The sequence below is a fragment of the Streptomyces sp. AK08-02 genome (genome assembly GCF_033795085.1).
GTDB classification, from domain to species: Bacteria; Actinomycetota; Actinomycetes; order Streptomycetales; family Streptomycetaceae; genus Streptomyces; species Streptomyces echiniscabiei.
In genome coordinates this window covers 14,196-34,020 of record NZ_JARAZV010000023.1, presented here as the reverse complement: position 1 = coordinate 34,020, position 19,825 = coordinate 14,196, and the positions used below count along the sequence as shown (strand labels likewise).

Sequence of the window (19,825 nt, the reverse complement as noted above, 5' to 3'; positions counted from 1 at the left end):
GGGAGAGGGATTCGAACCCCCAACTGACACCCCTTTATCAGCTTCAACATCAGTTTCAGCTTGCGCTCATCGCGCACCCTCCGCTCGCGACGGAGGGCGTATGTGGGGGCTACCGGAAGAGGTAGCCGAATACCGCGTCGCCGATCCGCTGGTCGGTGACCTCGGTGTTGTTCGCCTCCTCGCGGGCGAACTTGACGGACTGCTGGAGCTTCTCGACGCGGTCGAGGAGCTCGTTGACCCGCCGGGCGGGCAGCGCGCCGGAGAACTTCACCGTGGTCCAGTAACCGACCGGGACGTCCTCGTAGTACACCTCGACCTGCGCCGGGTGCTTCTCCGTGGCCTCGGCCTTCACGTGGTTGCGCGGAACCTTCTTCGTGCGGATGGTCCGCACCGGGTCCGTCTTCCACGAGTCCGTCGAGGGGTCCAGGTTCCACGACTCGGAGGCGTCGAGCACCGGCAGCTTGCGAACGAAAGTGTGCAGGTCGGTGAGCTGCTTCTCCAGGAACAACAGGTACGGGACGGGCACCTGGGGCAACAGCACCGTACCGTCGACCACCACGTCCGCGGCCGCGGACCGGTTCGCCCAGTCCTTCGTCGCGGTCACGTCGAAGAGCCGCGTCAGCGTCCCCGCGGTCGCCCGCAGAGCGTCCTCGGCCTTGATCTGCACTCGCGTCGACTCGGGCGGCAGCTGCTCGCCCTCCTCGTCCTTGGGCTGGTAGGTCCGGGAGATGCCGGCCAGCAGGGCGGGCTTCTGCACGTCCTGGTGAGCCTGGGTGAGCTCCTGGAGAGCCTTGGACTTGACGCCCTTTTCGACTGCGATGATCTGATTCAGCTTCGGCACACGGCGAACCTAACAACTCCACGCCGCAAGCACATCCGATTAAACGCCTGCCCCGTCCCCTTCCGGCCGATAGGCGGGGAGGCGGTTCAGCCGGCGGCACCCCGCAGCAACTCCCCGAGTTTCAGCGCCGCCGACAGCGGGGCGGCGGGCAGGGCCAGGTGGATCGTGCGGCGCAGAGCGGAGTCGGCGACGCGGCACAGGGCGAGTTCGGCCGGGATCGCCCAGGCCGCCAGCGACGGGACGAGGGCCACTCCCAGGCCGGCGGCGACGTAGCCGAACTTGGCTGTCCACTCCGCGATTCTGATGATTTTGCGCGGGGTGAAGCCGGCCCGGGCGCAGGCGTCGGCGAGCATCGTGGGGCGGTCGCCGTACGTTTCCTGGAGCCAGGCCTCGTCGCGAAGTTCGCGCAGGTCGATCGACTCCGCTGCCGCCAGGGGGTGTTCGCGGTGGAGGGCGACGAACAGTTCGTCCTCCAGCAGCGCGGTCGTCGTGATGCCGTCGGCCGAGGGCAGGCCGGACGGGTAGTCGCTGACCACGGCCAGGTCGAGCGAGCCCTCCGCGAGCTGCTCCACCAGCGCGGCGCTCCGGCCTTCGACCGCGACGATCTCGACGTCCGGCCTGGCCCGCCTGAACTCCCGCAAAGCGGCCGGTACCAGCGAGATGTTGGCGGTCGCGAAGGCTCCCACACGGAGCATCCCGCCCTGGCCCGCGTGGATCCCGGTCAGCTCCTGCTCCGCCCGCGACAGCCGTTCCAGTACGTCCACGGCGTGCCGGTGCAGCGCCCGGCCGGCGGGGTTCAGGCGTACGCCTCGGGGGAGCCTTTCGAAGAGGGGGCCGCCTGCCCGCTGTTCGAGGGCGGCGATCCGCCGGGACACCGCCGACTGCGTGTAGTTGAGCTGGATCGCCGCGGCGGTGAACGATCCGGTCTCCGTCACGGTCACCAACAGGCGTAGCGCGTCGGTCTCGAACACGTTCCCCTCCGCTCACATTCTCTCGGCGCATGGGTTCCATGCGATCCAGTCGCTGGTGGAATGTCACGCCTCTTCGTAACGTCTCATCACATCGCCGATCCGTCATTCGTAGTCCGCAGTCCGTAGTCCGCGACCCGAGGGGAAACGTGATCGCTCTGCCCGCGGTGCTTGCCGATCTTCCGAAGTCGTCCCTGACCGAAGTCACCTCTACGCGAGAGAGATGCTCATGACCACACAGACGCTCCAGCCGCCCTCACCCGAGGTCGCCGCGCTCGCCGCTCGTCATCAACTCGGCGTCCTTGAGGCCTCGTTCGCTCCCAAGCGGCTCGGCGTACTGATGTTCATCGTCTACCTCAACATGCTTTTCGTGTTCTCGGCGTTCTTCCTGGTTCCCGGGCTGGTGTGCTTCTGGTGGCTGCGCCGCTTCCCGAACTTCAGCAGGAAGCAGGCCCGCAAGCGTCTCCACCTCTTCGAGCACGGGATGATCGTGCAACCGCAGTTCGGAGACGGTATGACCGCCTTCCGCTGGGATTCCGCGAAGGTCTACCAGGACATCACCCAGTTGTTCATCAACGGCGTCCCCAGCCCCGTCAAGTACGTCTACTCCGTCTCCGCCCCGAGCTTCGGCGGCGCGGAGATCACGGAGTTCTACGAGAGACCGGAGGCGTGGGGACCCTGGTTGCAGGAAGCGATACTCCGGGCCCAGGGGCAGGCGGTCCTGGACTCGGTGCTGGAGGGCGGGACGGCCGACTTCGGTTCCTTCTCGGTCTCGCGCTCGGGCGTGGCCATCCGCGGGAAGAACCCGCTGCCGTGGTCCGAGGTCCACGAGATCCAGGTCCGCGGAGGCGCGGTCCACGTGATGAAGTACGGCACGTCCAGCCCCTGGTTCACCGTCACGGCCAGCGGTGTCTCGAATCTCCACCTTTTCCTGACCATCGCCGAGAACCTCTACCGGAAATAGCCGGTGCCGGTACCGGTCGGCGACGCGCTGAACGCCCCGTGGATGACGGGGCGTTCAGGGTGAGACGGTGAGATCGTGGGACGAGGAACCGCTACCAGATCGCCTCGACCCACTCCGGGTGGTCGATGAACGGGTTGCGGTTGTGCTGGTAGGTGTCGTAGATGACCTGGTTGCGCTTCTCCTCGAAGGCGCTGGGCGGGTCCGCCTCGCTCCACGCCTTGAGGACGGAGAGCTTGCCCATGTACGGGTTGCTGCCGTTGCCGACCTTCTCGTTGGGCTCCAGGTCCGCCCAGCCGTCGTCGCCCTCGTAGCGCACGGCCATGTAGAGGATCATGCGGGCCACGTCGCCCCGGTCCGCGGCGCGCGGCGCGAAGGAGTCGGAGTCCACGGTGCTGCCGCCGCCGTTGGTGACCGCGCTGCCGCCGTTGTCGAAGTCCAGGTTGCCGCGGATGCTGTTGACCTGGACGTCGGCCGGGCGCAGGTGGTGCAGGTCCGTACCGGGTCCGGTCGCCTCGCCGAAGTCGCCGTGGGACTTGGCCCACACGTGCTCGCGGTTCCAGTCGCCGACGTCGCCGCCGTTGAGGGACTTGGCGCGGGAGACACCGCTGTACAGCAGGATCACGTTGCTGCTGTTGTTCGGGTCCTGGTCGGTGACCTTGAGCGCGTCCCAGACCGCCGAGTACGAGATCTTCGTCTGGCTGCTGATGATCGTGTGCAGCGAGGACTTGAGGCTCGTGCCGGTCTTGCCGATCGCGTTCTTGTAGTACGTCGCGTCGTAGGCGGTCGTCGTCGCGCCGGCCGGGGTGGCGGTCATCGTGGGGATGGCGATGGCTGCCAGGACGGTCGACGTGGCGAGTGCCACGGTCTTCCAGCGGAGGGTGCGTATCTGCGTCGCGGGCATCGGGGGTGTCCGTTCTACGCGTGTCGAATGGGGGAGACATCCGGGAGCGTGACATGGACATGCGTTTCAGGCAATGAACTACGCGTGTCCGTTGCGTGACTTGAACCGGCAACTCGGTTGATATCGGAGCGATTTGACGCGCGTAGATCCGTCCGTGGATCCCGTGGATCCCGTGGATCCCGTGGATCCCGTGGATCCCGTGGATCCCGTAGATCCCGTAGATACGGGAGTGGCCCCTGACCGGTGTCTCGGTCAGGGGCCACTCGGGGTTCAGGCGGTGTCGGTCCGGTTCAGCCGACGTCCGACGCGTCCAGACGGTAGATCGACGACGTCGTGGACTGAGTGCCCGACCCCGTCGCCGTGCTGCCGGTGCTTGTGTTGGTGCTGTACTCGCTCTCCTTCACCGCCGTACCGTGCTTCTGCACCCAGGCCGTGACCTCCGAGCTGAGGCCGGAGCCGTTCATGCCGCCTCCGCCGCCCATGCCGCCGCCGAGCTGGATGTAGTGCAACTCGCCCTTCTTCACCAGCTCCTTGAGCTTGGCCAGGGTCATCGCCCTGTCGGTGCCGGTCCAGCCCCACATGGAGATCACCGGCTCGCCGCTGCTCACGATCAGCTGCGCCGCACCCTGTGAATTGGACACCGCCAGCAGCCACTTGGCGCCGTCCTGGTGCTTCTTCAGGTATGTGATCAGCTGGCTGTCGGCGCCGCCACCCATGCCGCCGCCACCGCCCATACCCCCGCCGCCCATACCGCCGGGCTGCCCGCCCTGCTGCTGACCGTCGGCCTCGGCGCCGGTGCCGTCGGCGCCGGTCGTGCCGCCCGGAGGCGTACCCGTGCCGCCGCCCTGCTGACCGCTGCCGCCGGGGGCCCCACCGGGCATACCGCCACTGGGCGGCGTACCCATCTGACCGCCCTGCTGCCCGTCCTGTTGCCCGCCCTCGGCCTGGCCGTTCTGTTGCTGACCCTGCTGCTGGCCCGGGCCGCCCGTGCCGCCGGGGAAGCCGCCGCCCGCGCGCCCGCCACCGCCGCCGGGGCCGCCCATTCCGCCGCCCGTCGAAGGGCCGGCCGTCGGGTTCGTGCCGCCCATTCCGCCGCCCGTCGCGGAGGTCTCCGCCAGGGCGTACGAGGCCGGTCCTGCCACCGACGCGACGATCGCCGCCACCACGGAGGCGGCCAGCAACCGCACCCGGCGTCCGGTGCGGAAGACCAGCATGCCCGTGATCGCCAGTGCCATGACCACGGCGATCGTCGGCCACAGCCACGCGTTCCAGTCGGACGTACGGCGCAGCAGCACGACCGACCAGACGCCGGTGACACCGAGCGCCAGCGGGAGCACCCACACCCACCGCCTGTCGGTGCGGAACGCGCGCAGCAGGAGCACTCCGCCGCCACCGCACAGCGCCGCGATGCCGGGCGCGAGGGCGGTCGTGTAGTACGGGTGCATCGTGCCCTCGGCCATGGCGAAGGTGAGGTAGTGGAGCAGTGTCCAGCCGCCCCACATCAGCAGCGCGGCCCGGGTCGCGTCCGTACGCGGGGCCCGGCCGACCAGCACCAGGCCGCCCACCAGGGCGATGCCCGCGAAGGGGATGAGCCAGGAGATCTGGCCGCCGAGGATCTCGTTGAACATACGGCCGATACCGGCGGTCCCGGAGAAGCCTCCGCCTCCGCCACCCCCGCCGTTGCCCTCGCCGCCGAGGACACGGCCGAGGCCGTTGTAGCCCATGATCAGGTTCCAGGCGCTGCCGTCGGTCGAGCCGCCGATGTACGGGCGTTCGTCGGCCGGTACGAGGGACACGGCCGTGGCCCACCAGAAGCTGGAGACCGCGAGCGCGACGCCCGCGAGCAGCAGGTTCACGATCCGCTTCACGAGGCCCAGGTCGGCCGCGTACAGGTAGACCGCGAAGACGGCGGGCAGGGCGATGTAACCCTGGAGCATCTTCGTGTTGAACGCGAGCCCGAAGCACACCGCCGAGCCGAGCAGTGGCAGCAGCCTGCCGTCGCGGCTGGCGCGCAGGGCGAGGGCCGCGCCCGCCACCATCAGGCAGACCAGCAGTGTGTCGGGGTTGTTGTCGCGGTTGATGGCCACGGTGATCGGGGTGAGCGCCAGGACCAGCGCGGCCACGGTGGCCGCCGCGTGGCCGAACACCCGCTTCACGGAGGAGTGCAGGATCCAGATGGTGCCGAGCGCGGACGCGATGAGCGGCGCCATCATCTGCCAGGTGCCGTAGCCGAACACGCGGCACGACAGGCCCATGACCATGAGGACGAAGGGCGGCTTGTCGACGGTGAGGAAGTTACCCGCGTCGAGCGAGCCGAAGAACCACGCCTTCCAGCTCTGCGTGCCGCTCAGTACGGCCGCGCTGTAGAAGCTGTTGAGGCCGGAGGAGGAGAGGTTCCAGGAGTACAGGACCCCGGCCAGCAGCATGATCGCGAGCAGCGCGGGGAGCGACCAGCGCGGCGCCTTCTCGGGCGGGCCCGACGCGGCGGGGGCCGGGGGAGTCGCTGGAGTCACGGGGGCCGCGGGCTCGGTGGAACCGGCGGCGACTGGGGTCTCCGGGGCGTGGGGGTGTGGGTCGGTGGCAGAGGTCACCATCGAATCGTCCGTACGGGGTGTGGGTGCGCGCTGTGGCGTGGCTGGGGGCCGCCTGTGAATCGGGGCAACAGCGCGTAAACGCGGGGTGCGGGCTTTCCCCGAGAAGAGTCCGAAAAACAGTGCGACTTGGCGTACAACCATTCGTATTCGTGCGTGGTCTCAAAGAGACCAGCGTGCCGGGGGTGCGCTGACGCCGTTCACGGGGATGGGAAATTTCCATGAATCACCACATATCAAGATCCGCGCGTGCCCGCATACTTGGCGGCGCCGCCGTCTGCGCCACCACCGTGCTGTCGCTCGTGGCCACCGCCACACCCGCCAACGCGGCTGCGGCAGCTGTCAGTTGTACGTCAGCCAAGCCCGCCCTCGCCACCAAGCTGAAGCGGGACATCACCACCGCTCTCTCCGGGCGCCGGGGCTCCATCAGCGTCGGTGTCTTCGACCGGTCCACCAAGACGACCTGCGTGTACCGGGCGCAGACGGCCTACGACTCCGCCAGCGTCGTCAAGGTGACCGTCCTGGCCACGCTGCTCTGGGACGCCCAGAAGACCGGCCGTGCCCTGACGGCCACCGAGAAGAGCCTCGCCAAGGCCATGATCACCAAGTCGGACAACGGCTCGACCACGAAGCTGTGGAACCAGCTGGGTCTGACGAAGATCAGGAACTTCGTCGCGGCCGCCGGTATGACCCAGACCAAGCCCGGCACGAACGGCTACTGGGGTCTCACCCAGATCACCGCGCGTGACGAGCAGAAGCTCCTGGCGCTCACCACCATCACCAACACCGTTCTGACCGACAACTCCCGTGCCTACATCCAGCAGTTGATGGGCGAGGTCATCTCCTCCCAGCGCTGGGGCACCCCGAAGGGCGCGCCCGCCGGTGTCTCCGTGCACGTCAAGAACGGCTGGCTGGAACGCGCGACGAACGGCTGGCGCGTGCACAGCGTCGGCACCTTCAAGGGCGGCGGCCACGACTACATGATCACAGTGCTCACCCAGGGCAACAGCACCTGGAACTACGGCATCGCGAGCATCGAGGGCGTAGCCAAGGTCGTCCACCGGGACCTCGCCGCCAGTTGATCGCCGGCTGAATCGCCGGCCGATCGCCGACTGTCGCGAACGGTTCACCGGCTGCCCGCGAGCCGACTTCACCGCAGCGCCTCCCGGCCGTCACCGACCCGATCTACGGTGACGGCCATGCGCCTGCGACCCCAGCGACCTCTGCGAACCCTGCTCACCACTGTCACCGCCGGTCTGGCGGCGGCCGGTTGTCTGACCGCCGCCGGACCGGCGAACGCCAACTCCCCGACCGGCAGAGCCAGTAGCGCCAGTAGCGACATCGGCGCCGGTCACGCCTGCTCACCGACCGTCTCCCTCGACCGCTTCTCCGACGCGCTCGACAAGACGACGTACGACGGCACCTTCGTCGGCAACCTCTCCGCGCTCGCCGTGGACCGGAACGGCGACCTCGCCGCCCTCTCCGACCGCTCGTCCCTCTTCACCCTCGACCGGCGGACCCTGAGCCCGACCAGTGCCGTCCCCCTCGCCGACGAGACCGGCGCCGCACTCGACTCCGAGGGCCTGGTCGTCGACAGGGACGGCACCCGCCTCGTCTCCTCCGAGACGGAACCCTCCGTACGCCGCTACTCCCGGGACGGCCGCATCCTCGACCGTCTCCCGGTGCCGGACGCGCTCCGCGTCGCCCCGGCCGGCCGTGCCACCGCCAACCAGACCTTCGAGGGGCTCACCCTCCTCCCCGGCGGCCGTACGCTCCTCGCGTCCATGGAGTACGCGATCTCCGGCGACTCCACGGGCATCGTCCGCTGGCAGACCTGGGAGCGCCGGGGCGGTCACGCCGGGCACGCCGGTAACCCCGGCTCCTTCGTTCTCGGCGCCCAGTACGCCTACCGCACCGACGCCGGTCTGGGCGTCCCCGAGGTCGCGGCGACCCCCGACGGCCGCTTCCTGGTCCTGGAGCGCGGTTTCACCGCCGGTGTCGGCAACACCGTCCGCCTCTACCTGGCCGACCCGCGCCACGCCACCGACACGAGCGGCGTCGAGAACCTCACCGGCCAGGACGGGGTACGCCTGGTCAGGAAGACCCTCCTCGCCGACATCGTGAACTGCCCGTCACAGGGAGCGACCGCCAAGCAGCCCCAGCCGAACCCCCTCCTCGACAACGTCGAGGGCATGGTGATCACCGGCCGCACCCATGGTGACCTGCGCGTCCTGCTGGTCAGCGACGACAACCAGAACGCCGTGCAGACGACCCGCTTCTACTACCTGCGGGTGCGGACGCCGTAGCCAGGCGTAGCCGGAATTGTTGCGGAGGGATGAAATCCCCTTCCGCACGTGTTGGTGCTTACCGGCGGAGTGCGGAATCGCGGATCTACGGAAGGCGCCGGAGTGGCAGAGCAGCGGGGGCGGAAGCCGGGACACGAACCGGAACGAGCGCCGGAAGCGGGTTCGGTACCGGGGGAAGAGGTATCGGTACCGGGATGGGCGCGGCGGCTGGTCGGATACGCCTGGCGGTATCCGAAGGACGTCGTGCTCTCCCTGGGCTCGTCCCTCGGCGGTATGGCCCTGATGGCGCTGGTCCCACTGATCACCAAGGTGATCATCGACGACGTGATCGGCGACAAGACCCGGTCCATGGCCCCCTGGGCGGGCGCGCTGGTCGTCGCCGCCGTGCTCGTCTACGTCTTCACCTACATCCGCCGCTACTACGGCGGCCGGCTCGCCCTCGACGTCCAGCACGACCTGCGGACGGAGATGTTCGACACGATCACCCGGCTCGACGGGCGCCGCCAGGACGAGCTGTCGACCGGGCAGATCGTCGGACGGGCCACCAGCGACCTCCAGCTGATCCAGAGCCTCTTCTACATGCTCCCGATGACCCTCGGGAACGTGCTGCTCTTCGTGATCTCCCTCGCGATCATGGCCTGGCTGTCCCTCCCGCTCACGCTGGTCGCCCTCGCCGTCGCCCCCGCCCTCTGGATCGTCGCCAAGCGCAGCCGCACGAAGCTCCACCCGGCCACCTGGTACGCGCAGGCCCAGGCCGCCGCCGTCGCCGGTGTCGTGGACGGCGCGGTGACCGGCGTACGCGTGGTGAAGGGGTTCGGGCAGGAGGACCAGGAGACCGGGAAGCTCCGGGAGGTCGGACGGCGGCTCTTCGCGGGTCGGCTGCGGACCATCCGGTTCAACTCCGTCTACACCCCGGCCCTGCAGGCGGTGCCCGTGCTCGGGCAGGTCGCCATGCTCGCCGTGGGCGGCTGGCTGGCCGTCGGCGGGCACATCACGCTCGGTACGTTCGTCGCCTTCTCCACCTATCTCGCCCAGCTCGTCGGCCCGGTGCGCATGCTCGCCATGGTGCTGACCGTCGGACAGCAGGCGCGGGCCGGCACCGAGCGGGTCCTTGAGCTCATCGACACCAAGCCCTCCCTGGCCGACGGGCACAAGGACCTGCCCGCCGACGCCCCGGCGACCGTCGAGTTCGACGACGTGTCGTTCGGGTACGACCCCGAGCATCCCGTCCTCGACGGGCTCAGCTTCGAGATCCGGCCCGGCGAGACCCTCGCCGTCGTCGGCTCCTCCGGCTCCGGCAAGTCGACCGTCTCGCTCCTCCTGCCGCGCTTCTACGACGTGACACGCGGCGCGGTCCTCATCGGCGGGCACGACGTCCGCGAGCTGACCCACGACTCGCTCCGGGCCGCGATCGGGCTGGTCCCCGAGGACTCGTTCCTCTTCTCCGACACCGTCCGCGCCAACATCGCGTACGGTCGCCCGGACGCCACCGACGAACAGATCCTCACCGCCGCACGCGCCGCCCAGGCGGACCGTTTCATCGCCGAGCTGCCCCACGGCTACGACACCAAGGTCGGCGAGCACGGCCTCACCCTCTCCGGCGGCCAGCGCCAGCGCGTCGCACTCGCCCGCGCCATCCTCACCGACCCCCGGCTCCTCGTCCTCGACGACGCCACCTCCGCCGTGGACGCCCGCGTCGAGCACGAGATCCACGAGGCGTTGAAGCACGTCATGGAGGGCCGGACGACTCTCCTCATCGCCCACCGCCGCTCCACCCTGGGCCTCGCCGACCGCATCGCCGTCCTCGACGACGGACGCCTCGCCGATATCGGCACCCACGACGAACTCCAGGCCCGCTCCGCCCTGTACCGGCGGCTGCTGACCGACCCGGACGAGCTGGGCGGCGTCTCGCCCGGCCGCGCCCTGCCCACCCTGCCGCCCGAGGACACCTCCGTACGGGAGGAGCTGGACGCCGAGTTCGACGCCGAGCGCGGGGTCACGCCGAGGCTGTGGAACGGTGACCGCGAGCGCAAGGACACGGCGTTCGACGGGATGCCGGCCACACCCGAACTCCTCGCCCAGGTCGAGGCGTTGCCCCCGGCCGCCGACACCCCGGGCATCGACGAGGCACGCGCGGTCACGCCCGAGGAGTCGTACGGGCTGAAGCGGCTGCTGCGCGGCTTCGGGAAGCCTCTGCTGGTGAGCCTCGCGCTCGTCGCCGTGGACGCCGGGATGGGGCTGCTCCTGCCGATCCTGATCCGGCACGGCATCGACTCGGGTGTCTCCCAACTCGCCCTGGGCGCCGTGTGGGTGGCCGCCGGACTCGCGCTGGTGTCCGTCTTCGTCCAGTGGGCGGCGCAGATCGGCGAGATGCGGATGACCGGCCGGACCGGCGAACGCGTCCTGTACGCACTCCGGTTGAAGATCTTCGCCCAGCTGCAACGCCTCGGACTCGACTACTACGAACGGGAGTTGACCGGGCGGATCATGACCCGGATGACGACCGACGTCGACGCCCTCTCCACGTTCCTGCAGACCGGGCTGGTCACCGCCTTCGTCTCCGTCGTCACCTTCTTCGGCATCATGGTCGCCCTCGTGGTGATCGACGTGCAGCTCGCGCTCGTCGTGTTCGTCACCATCCCCGTGCTGGTCGTCGGCACCGTCTACTTCCGCCGGGCGAGCGTGAAGGCGTACGAACTCGCCCGTGAGCGGGTGTCCGTGGTGAACGCGGACCTCCAGGAATCGGTGTCCGGGCTGCGGATCGTGCAGGCCTTCCGTGGCGAGCGGACGGGCTCCGAGCGGTTCGCGGAGGGCAGCGACAGCTACCGCCGGGCGCGGGTGCGGGGGCAGTGGCTGATCTCCGTGTACTTCCCCTTCGTGCAGCTGCTGGCCTCGGTCGCGGCGGCGGCGGTGCTGATCGTGGGCGCGGGGCGGATCGACGACGGGACGCTGACGACCGGTGCGCTGGTCGCCTACCTCCTCTACATCGACCTGTTCTTCGCTCCCGTGCAGCAGCTCTCGCAGGTCTTCGACGGGTACCAGCAGGCGACCGTCTCGCTGGGCCGGATCCAGGAACTCCTCCAGGAGCGGACCTCGACGGAGGCCGCCGAGGAGCCGATGGAGGTCATCTCCCTGAAGGGCGACATCGCCTTCGAGGGCGTGGACTTCGCGTACGGGTCCGGTGACGACGCCGAAGAGGCCCTGAGCGGCGTCCGGTTGACGATTCCGGCCGGTCAGACCGTCGCCTTCGTCGGCGAGACGGGCGCCGGCAAGTCGACACTCGTCAAGCTGGTCGCCCGCTTCTACGACCCGACCGGCGGCCGGGTCACCGTCGACGGCACCGATCTGCGCGCCCTCGACATCACCTCGTACCGGCACCGCCTCGGGGTCGTGCCGCAGGAGGCGTACCTGTTCCAGGGGACCGTCCGGGACGCCATCGCCTACGGGCGGCCGGACGCCACCGACGCCCAGGTGGAGGCGGCGGCCCGGGCGGTCGGCGCCCACGACATGATCGCCACCCTCGACGGCGGCTATCTGCACGAGGTCGCCGAGCGCGGACGCAACCTCTCCGCCGGGCAGCGCCAGCTGATCGCGCTGGCCCGCGCGGAGCTGGTCGACCCCGACATCCTGCTCCTCGACGAGGCGACCGCCGCCCTGGACCTGGCCACCGAGGCCCAGGTCAACCAGGCGACCGACCGGCTCGCAGGGCGCCGTACGACCCTCGTCGTCGCCCACCGCCTCACCACCGCCGCCCGCGCCGACCGGGTCGTCCTCATGGACCACGGCCGGGTCGCGGAGGACGGCACCCACGACGAACTGCTCCAACTGGGCGGCCAGTACGCCGAGCTGTGGCGCACGTTCGTCGGAGCACCGGACCAGGAGGAACCGGTCACTTCTTCATCGCGCTGAGCGGGCGCGCCCCGAAGGGGCGCGGGGAACTGCGCGACCAGCCACAGCGGACCGGTAGCCGAAGTACCACGCAACCGTTCTACAGTCGCCATGCGTCCGTACATCAGTACGGTATGGGCATCGCGACGGGAAGGAACACGGTGAGCGTTGGTCCGGTACGGCGACGCATCGCACTCGGTCTGGCCGCGCTGACCGCCTCCGGCATGCTCGCCCTAGCGAGCCCGGCCGCGGCCGAGGCGGCCTCCGCGGCCTCCACCGCCTCCGCGGTCTCCGCCTGCTCCGGCCGCAAGGCGCGGACCCTGACCTTCTCCACCGGCGTCGTGCACATCTACCGGCGCAACGGCTACGTCTGCGCCGTGACCGTGCCCAAGCGGCCCGGCGCCCGCCAGTGGATGTCGGTGAGCGTACGGGCGCGGGGCGGGCGGCCGGTCGTCGACGAGGGACTGTTCTCGAAACGGGCCGGACCGGTGACCGTGCACGCGGGACGGCGGCAGGTGTGGATCAAGGGGGCGGTAGGGCGAGGATCGGTCAGTTCTGGCTGGATCCGGTGTTGATCCACTGCCCCCCGCCCTGATCAGACCCTATTCACCGACCCTCCGCCGAGGGATTTCCCTATGTCCCCTGGTGCACCGGTAGTTGCTCCGATAGCTTCCGGCGCACAGATGTTTCATAGGGGAGGGTGCATGCGCAAGGCGCTCAGATGGCTGCTCGCGCTGGCCGTGCTCATCGGCACGGTGAGTACGGCGGGAGCGGCGACCGCCGCTCAGCCGGAGGCCGTATCCGGCACCAAGAGCGGTACCAGCACTGCCAGTTCGGACATCAAGGACCAACTCCTCGCGATACCGGGCATGAGCCTGATCCAGGAGAAGCCGTACACCGGCTACCGGTACTTCGTCCTCAACTACACCCAGCCGATCGACCACCGGCACCCGTCCAAGGGCACGTTCCAGCAGCGGATCACCGTCCTGCACAAGGATGTCGCGCGCCCGACGGTCTTCTTCACCAGCGGCTACTTCGTCAACACGAACCCGAGTCGCAGTGAGCCGACGCGGATCGTCGACGGCAACCAGGTCTCCCTGGAGTACCGCTTCTTCACTCCGTCCAGGCCCGACCCGGCCAACTGGTCGAAGCTGGACATCTGGCAGGCGGCCAGCGACCAGCACCGCGTCTTCACGGCGCTGAAGAAGATCTACGCCAAGAAGTGGCTGTCCACCGGCGGTTCGAAGGGCGGCATGACCGCCACGTACTACGAGCGCTTCTACCCCCGCGACATGGACGGCGTCGTCGCGTACGTCGCCCCCAACGACGTGGTGAACAACGAGGACTCGGCCTACGACCGGTTCTTCGCGAGCGTCGGCACCAAGGAGTGCCGCGACCGGCTGAACGCCGTACAGCGCGAGGCGCTCGTCCGCCGGGAGCCGCTGGAGAAGAAGTACGCGGAGGTCGCCGCCACCGAGGGCTACACCTTCGACACCATCGGCAGCCTCGACCGGGCGTACGAGGCCGTCGTCCTCGACTACGTCTGGGGCTTCTGGCAGTACAGCCTGCTCGCCGACTGCGAGTCCATCCCGGCGGACGCGAAGAACGCGACCGACGACGACATCTGGACCTCGATCGACACGATCTCCGGGTTCTCCGCCTACACCGACCAGGGCCTGGAGCCGTACACGCCGTACTACTACCAGGCGGGCACCCAACTCGGCGCGCCCAACATCAGGTTCCCGCACATCGAGAAGAAGTACGTCCGCTACGGCTACCAGCCGCCGCGCAACTTCGTCCCCCGGGACATCCCGATGAAGTTCCAGCCGCGGGCGATGCGTGACGTCGACAACTGGATCCAGCACCGCGCCCAGCACATGCTGTTCGTGTACGGGCAGAACGACCCGTGGGGTGCCGAGCGGTTCCGTCTCGGCAAGGGCGCGAAGGACTCGTACGTCTTCGCCGCTCCCGGCCTGAACCACGGCGCGAACGTCGCCGGTCTGGTCCCCGACCAGAAGGCGCTCGCCACGGCCCGCATCCTGGAGTGGGCCGGCGTCGCCTCGACCGCCGTCCAGTCGAACCCGTCGGTGGCGAAGCCGCTGGCGACGTACGACGCGCGGCTCGACAAGCGGAACATCGAGCGCGAGCCCATGCTGCGGCCGTAACGACCGTAACCGCCGTGCGCGGTAAGGGTGGTTGATCGGTTGATCGACAGTGCGGCCCGGTGGCAATCGCCACCGGGCCGCACTGTCGTCGGGTGTCCGGCGGGTCAGCCGTCGATCGCGGCGGGCGGGCGGCCCGCCATCAGCCGGTTGACGAGGGCCACCAGCAGGTCCCGGCTGTCCAGCCGCTCCCGGAGGTCACCCATGACGACCGGGACGTTCGGATCGAGATCGAGCGCGTCCCTGACCTCGTCCACCGTGCGGTCCCGGCGCCCGTGGAAGCAGTTGACGCCGACCACGAACGGGACGCCACGGCTCTCGAAGAAGTCGATCGACGCGAAACTGCTCTCCAGCCGTCGGGTGTCCGCGAGGACGACCGCGCCGAGCGCCCCGTGCACCAGGTCGTTCCACATGAACCAGAAGCGTTCCTGGCCGGGCGTCCCGAACAGGTACAGGACGAGCTGGGCGTTGACCGTGATCCGGCCGAAGTCCAGCGCCACGGTCGTCGTGGTCTTCTGGTCCACCCCGTCGAGGTCGTCCACGTCCAGCCCGGCGACGGTCAGCCGCTCCTCGGTGTGCAGGGGCGGGATCTCGCTCACGGCGCCGACCATGGTGGTCTTGCCGACGCCGAAGCCGCCCGCGATCAGTATTTTCACCGCGGCGGGCGCGCCGGACGCGGCGGCCGTCCCGGCCACGGACAGCTGTGAGCCGGCCGGTTCGTCAGAGTCTGAGTAGGGCATCCTTCACCGCCTGGAGAAGAGTCATGTCGGGAGTCTGGCCGACCCCGACGGCGAGCGGCGGCCGGGCCGTCACCCGGTCGAGCGCGATGAGATCACCGATGAGGATCTTCGTCACCGCCACGGGCAGGTTCAGCCCGGCGGCGACCTCCGCGAGGGCCACCGCTGTCCGGCACTGCCGCAGGATCATCCGGTGCTCGGGCTGCAGACCCCGGTCGCCGGTCCGTTCGCCGGGCGCGACGGTGACGATCACCGTGATGAGGGTGAGGTCGTCGCGCGCCGAGGCGGTACGGCCGTGGGTGATGGTGTACGGCCTGACGAGGCTCTCCTCGGCGTCATCGTCGTCCGGCGACGCGTCCGCCCAGTGGCTCACTCACGCCCCCCGCCTTCCAGGCGCTGGACCCGCGCCTCGGTCCCCAGTCGCTGTCCCACCTGCTGTACGAGGGTGTCCATCGCCACGGCCATCACCTCGGCGTCGACCTCCTGGTCCGCCACGACCGCCAGGTGGGTGCCCCGGCCGGCCGAGCTGACGAACAGCCACAGTTCGTCGAGCTCGATGATGACCTGGTGGACGGCCCCGCCGCCGAAGACCTCGCCGACACCGCGGGCGAGGCTCTGCTGACCGGTGGCGATGGCGGCCAGGCGTTCCGCGTCGACCCGGGCGATGCTGCTGGACTGGCTCACCACCAGCCCGTCGTCGGACAGCACGATGGCGTTCCTGGTCCCCGGAACCTGGTCGACCAGACGGTCGAGCAGCCAGTCGAGGTCGGAGTTGGTGGCAGTGGTTCGCAGAGTCATCGTCCGTCTTCCTTCCGGGCCCGGGCGGGTCCCGGTGAGGGGTTGGTGGGCTGGTGGCCGGGCTGCTGATCGGCGTCGGGCCTGAGCCGCGCGGCCCTGGACTGGCGCTGGAACGCGCCGACCGTGGCACCGGCGCGGGCGCCCGTCCGGCGGGGGAGCGGCTGTGCGCCGGTGGCGGGACCGGTGTGCGCCGGTTCGGTGTCGTACGAGGGTGGAGCCTCCCGGAGTTCGGCGGCGAGACTGGCCTGCCGGACACGCCGGGGCAGGGGGTTGGGACTCGCCGAGCTTGCCTGGGCGGAGGCCTGTACGGACGTCTGTACGGAGGCCTGCGCGGGACGGGTCGCCGCCACCGAGGGCGCGGCCCAGGGACCGATGAGAGGACGCTCGTACGCCTCTTGATCACCGGTGTTGTCGCCGGTCCTGCCGGTGTTGCCGGCGGCCCCACCGGGCCCGGCGTGCGGCCGGGCGCCGGGGCGGGTGGTCGCGCCGCGCAGGGCGAGGCGGTTGGGGAGGGTGCCCGGCGATGAGGTGGGGGAGGCGGGACTCGGTACTGGTCCGCCCGACACCGGCTGACCGCCCGGAACCGGTCGGCCGTGCGCGGGCTGGGCGGGCTCGGTGTCCGCGGTGGGCGGCGCCGTGCGCGGGCCGGGGCGGACGGTCGCGCCGCGCAGGGCGAGGCGGTTGGGGAGGGTGCCCGGCGGTGCGGCGGGGGTGGCGGGACTCGGTACGGGTCCGCCCGACACCGGCTGACCGCCCGGGACGGGCTCGCCCCGCGCCGCCTCGGCCAGTCTCGGCCGGCCCGCCGAGATCAGCTCAGCCGGGACCAGGACGACGACCCGGGTGCCCCCGAACGACGAGGGCCGAAGCTCGACCCCGAGGCCCAGGTTGGCGGCGAGACGGGCCACGACGTACAGGCCCAGACGCGCGTCGTCGGCGCGGGACATCACGTCCATCCGGGGCGGCGCGGCCATCAGCGCGTTCGCCTCGGCGTACTGCTCGGGGTCCATGCCCATGCCGCGGTCCTCGATCTCGATCGCGACCCCGCGCCCCACCCGGGAGGCGGTCACCTCGACCGGGGTCGGCGGCCGGGAGAAGGAGACCGCGTTCTCCATGAGCTCCGCGAGAAGGTGGACCATCGGGCCGACCGCCCGCTCCGACAGCCAGGTCTCGCCGTCGGAGTCGATCCGGATACGCCGGTAGTCCTGCACCTCGCCCTGGGCGGAGCGCATGATGTCCAGCAGCAGAACGGGCCTGCGCCAGCGCCGCTGCGGAGTGCCGCTGCCGAGGATCACCAGGTTCTCCTCGTAGCGGCGCAGCCGCGCCGCCAGATGGTCGAGGTCGAAGAGCCCTTCCAGGACCTCGGGGTCCTCGTGCCGCCGCTGCATCTCGCCGAGACGTTTCAGCTGCATGCCGATCAGCAACTGGGTGCGCCGCGCGATGCGTTGCAGCAGTCGCTCGAAGCCGCGGTACAGCTCGACCTCCCGTACGGCCGTCTCCAGGGCCGAGCCGCGCGCCTCGTTGAGGGCTTGGCCGAGCTGGCCGAGTTCGTCGTCGCCGTGGCGGATCTCGGGCAGTTCGGCGTCGGTGTCGACCTTCTCGCCCTTGCGCAGCCGCTCCACGATGTCGGGCAGCCGCTCCTGGAGTTCGAGCGCCTCGGCGCGCAGGCCGAAGATCCGGCGGCGCAGTGTGCCGGTCAGCCGCAGCGAGAGGACCAGCATCAGCGCCACGGCCGCCGCGCTCACCGCGCTGTTGACGATCATGTGGGTCATCAGGCCGTCGAGTTCGTCCTCGGTGGCGGCGACGAGGTCCTCGGAGTACTCGTCACTGGCCCTCAGCAGCTGCGGGGTGATCCCCGTGATGCCCTGCCGCCACTTCCTGCCGAGCGCGGCGGAGACGGCGGTCCGGTCGTCGGCGCCGGTGCCCTCGGCGTTGAGGATGCTCTGCTCGACCTCGGTCTTCCGCTTCCAGTCGGCGCTGGTCAGCACCGCCCGGTAGGTCTCGGCCCGGGTGTCGGGGAGCTCGGGGACGACCTTGTCGCTGTAGATGTGCTGCTGGCTGCCGATCAGCCCGGCGATCTGGAAGCGCTGCTCACCGGTGAGCCTGCCGCTCGCCGTTCCGGCGGTGATGATCGCGTCCTCGCGCGAGATCATCTCCTGGCCCCACTGGGCGTCGAGCGCCGGCCGGGTGAGGACGGCCGTCTCGCCGAAGCCGACGTTGCTGAAGTCCTCGAACAGCTGCATGCTCGACGCGATCACGTCGGTGTACGCGTCGAACGTCTGCTGCTGGTAGGTCGACCGCCGGTCCACGGAGTCCCGGTAGACCGGCAGCTTCTTCAGCCCTCGGGTGACCTCCTGGAAGGGCTCGTCAAGAGCGCTCGGGGCGGCGCCGACCGCGACGAGGTTCCGTACGGACCTGTCGGTGAGTTCACGCTGACGCGTCAGGTCGGACCGGTCGGCCCTGGGGTCCGCGAGCACGGCCGCGCTGAGCCGCCGCTCCTCCTGGAGGTTGAAGAAGACCGTGACGAGCGGGGTGCCGAAGCGTTTCCCCTCGTCGTTGCGGTCATGGACGGTCCGCCAGTCGCCGTAGAGGTGGTTCGAGTCCATGCCGCCCAGAGCGACCAGGGCCAGACAGGGCACCAGAGCCAGGACGAGGAGCATGGTCCGTACGGACAACTGGCGCTTGGGAGCCCGGTCCTGCGGCTGTCGCGCCGTGCGTGCGTGGAGTGCCACAGTGGTTCCCGGCCTGTGAGTGCTGACGGACTGTCCGAAAATAAGTGGTCCGCGCCATGACAGGGGGGAGCCTACCGATTCACGAATTCATCACAACAGATGTTCCGGTGAATGGGAACGACTCGTTACCCGGTTGAGGAAGCCGATGAAATGGAATCCTTCATACCGGTTTCGCGCATCCGACCGGCCGCTCCCCGCCCAACTGCACGTAAAGGGCGGTGGAAGTCGGGCAGTTGAAGCGTTTGGTGACGGCCTCTGTCACCCGGTACTCCGGCTTCTTCTCGCCCTTCCCGTCGCACGCCGTCTCGCGCACCTCTCCGCGCCCGGCGCTGTACACACAGTCGCCGACGATCGTGCGCGGGCCTCCGCCGCCACCGGGATCGCCGGGGTGCGGGGCCTGGAGGTTGCGCATACAGGCGTAGCCCTGTGGGACGGCCCCGTCGCCGTCCTCGTCGGAGGCGGGCCGCTGTTCGCTGATGTGCAGCACGAAGTCGGTGGTCGCCGGGCATGACGGACCCTCGGTCACCGTGCCGTCGTACCGGGCCACGACCCGGGCCGCCGCGCGCTCGCTGGTGCAGGGCACCTCGGTGAAGCTGGTGATGCCGAAGGAGCTGCACTCGTCGACGGAGAGGAAGACGGTGCCGTAGCCGGTGGGCCGGGGCGACGCCGGCCGTTGGCCGACCACCGTGCCGGCGGCGGCCCCGGAGGAACCCGCCGACGAGCCGCCCACCGCCGCCTTCCCGGCCCCCTTCCCGTCCTTCGGCGAACCGCCGGACGACAGTTGGCACCCGGTCGCCGTGAACACCGCGACCAGCGTCAGCAGCACGCAGGCGACCACCCGCACGCACACCACCGCGCCGGATCCCGCAGACCCAACAGGCCCCACAGGCCCCACGGATCGTTTTCCGTACATCGCATCCCCCAGAGTTCCCCCGCCCAG

General features: G+C 69.9%; 15 protein-coding genes. 6 read left to right on the top strand and 9 right to left on the bottom strand.

Translation table 11 applies throughout. The annotated features are described in order from the left end of the window. Positions 1-109: 109 nt before the first annotated feature. Positions 110-841, bottom strand: coding sequence for a hypothetical protein (locus PV734_RS38535; protein WP_319294074.1), 732 nt, complete (start codon positions 839-841; stop codon positions 110-112). Between the two features lie 86 nt (positions 842-927). Then, a complete protein-coding gene (locus PV734_RS38530; RefSeq protein WP_319294072.1) occupies positions 928-1,812 on the bottom strand; it encodes a LysR family transcriptional regulator in 885 nt (294 codons plus the stop codon). 226 nt (positions 1,813-2,038) lie between these two features. On the opposite strand from PV734_RS38530, the gene PV734_RS38525 reads away from it, so the two are divergent. Next, positions 2,039-2,773 (top strand): DUF6585 family protein, encoded by a 735-nt coding sequence (locus tag PV734_RS38525; protein WP_319090189.1) that lies wholly within the window; start codon positions 2,039-2,041, stop codon positions 2,771-2,773. A gap of 91 nt (positions 2,774-2,864) precedes the next feature. On the opposite strand, the gene PV734_RS38520 is transcribed toward PV734_RS38525, so the two are convergent. Further along, positions 2,865-3,674, bottom strand: a complete 810-nt coding sequence (locus tag PV734_RS38520; protein WP_319090188.1) for an endonuclease I family protein — start codon at positions 3,672-3,674, stop codon at positions 2,865-2,867. Between the two features lie 290 nt (positions 3,675-3,964). Beyond that, a complete protein-coding gene (locus PV734_RS38515; protein ID WP_415924337.1) occupies positions 3,965-6,265 on the bottom strand; it encodes an ArnT family glycosyltransferase in 2,301 nt (766 codons plus the stop codon). Positions 6,266-6,486: 221 nt separating this feature from the next. Between PV734_RS38515 and PV734_RS38510 the strand changes: the two genes are divergently transcribed. The 5 genes from PV734_RS38510 (at position 6,487) to PV734_RS38490 (ending at position 14,624) form a co-directional block, all read left to right on the top strand. Further along, on the top strand, positions 6,487-7,347 hold the full coding sequence (locus PV734_RS38510; protein ID WP_319294068.1) for a serine hydrolase: 861 nt from the start codon (positions 6,487-6,489) through the stop codon (positions 7,345-7,347). 117 nt (positions 7,348-7,464) lie between these two features. Next, entirely contained in the window at positions 7,465-8,571 is a 1,107-nt protein-coding gene (locus PV734_RS38505) for an esterase-like activity of phytase family protein (protein ID WP_319294066.1), read from the top strand. A 207-nt stretch (positions 8,572-8,778) separates the two neighbouring features. Then, positions 8,779-12,480 carry an ABC transporter ATP-binding protein gene (locus tag PV734_RS38500; protein ID WP_319090683.1) on the top strand — a complete coding sequence of 1,234 codons (3,702 nt, stop codon included), beginning with the start codon at positions 8,779-8,781 and terminating at the stop codon, positions 12,478-12,480. A 140-nt stretch (positions 12,481-12,620) separates the two neighbouring features. Further along, positions 12,621-13,034, top strand: a complete 414-nt coding sequence (locus tag PV734_RS38495; RefSeq protein ID WP_319090184.1) for a hypothetical protein — start codon at positions 12,621-12,623, stop codon at positions 13,032-13,034. A gap of 129 nt (positions 13,035-13,163) precedes the next feature. Then, positions 13,164-14,624 carry a S28 family serine protease gene (locus PV734_RS38490; RefSeq protein WP_319090183.1) on the top strand — a complete coding sequence of 487 codons (1,461 nt, stop codon included), beginning with the start codon at positions 13,164-13,166 and terminating at the stop codon, positions 14,622-14,624. A 104-nt stretch (positions 14,625-14,728) separates the two neighbouring features. On the opposite strand, the gene PV734_RS38485 is transcribed toward PV734_RS38490, so the two are convergent. The 5 genes from PV734_RS38485 to PV734_RS38465 all read right to left on the bottom strand — a co-directional run bounded on the left by PV734_RS38485 (position 14,729) and on the right by PV734_RS38465 (position 19,738). Continuing rightward, complete coding sequence (locus PV734_RS38485) at positions 14,729-15,361, bottom strand: GTP-binding protein (RefSeq protein ID WP_319090182.1); 633 nt, start codon at positions 15,359-15,361, stop codon at positions 14,729-14,731. Continuing rightward, entirely contained in the window at positions 15,342-15,731 is a 390-nt protein-coding gene (locus PV734_RS38480) for a DUF742 domain-containing protein (RefSeq protein ID WP_319090181.1), read from the bottom strand. The genes PV734_RS38485 and PV734_RS38480 overlap by 20 nt, the downstream gene beginning before the upstream one ends. Continuing rightward, positions 15,728-16,156, bottom strand: a complete 429-nt coding sequence (locus PV734_RS38475; protein ID WP_319090180.1) for a roadblock/LC7 domain-containing protein — start codon at positions 16,154-16,156, stop codon at positions 15,728-15,730. The genes PV734_RS38480 and PV734_RS38475 overlap by 4 nt, the downstream gene beginning before the upstream one ends. Further along, complete coding sequence (locus tag PV734_RS38470; protein WP_319090179.1) at positions 16,153-18,885, bottom strand: nitrate- and nitrite sensing domain-containing protein; 2,733 nt, start codon at positions 18,883-18,885, stop codon at positions 16,153-16,155. The genes PV734_RS38475 and PV734_RS38470 overlap by 4 nt, the downstream gene beginning before the upstream one ends. A 160-nt stretch (positions 18,886-19,045) precedes the next feature. Next, entirely contained in the window at positions 19,046-19,738 is a 693-nt protein-coding gene (locus PV734_RS38465; RefSeq protein WP_319090682.1) for a hypothetical protein, read from the bottom strand. Between the last annotated feature and the right edge of the window lie 87 nt (positions 19,739-19,825).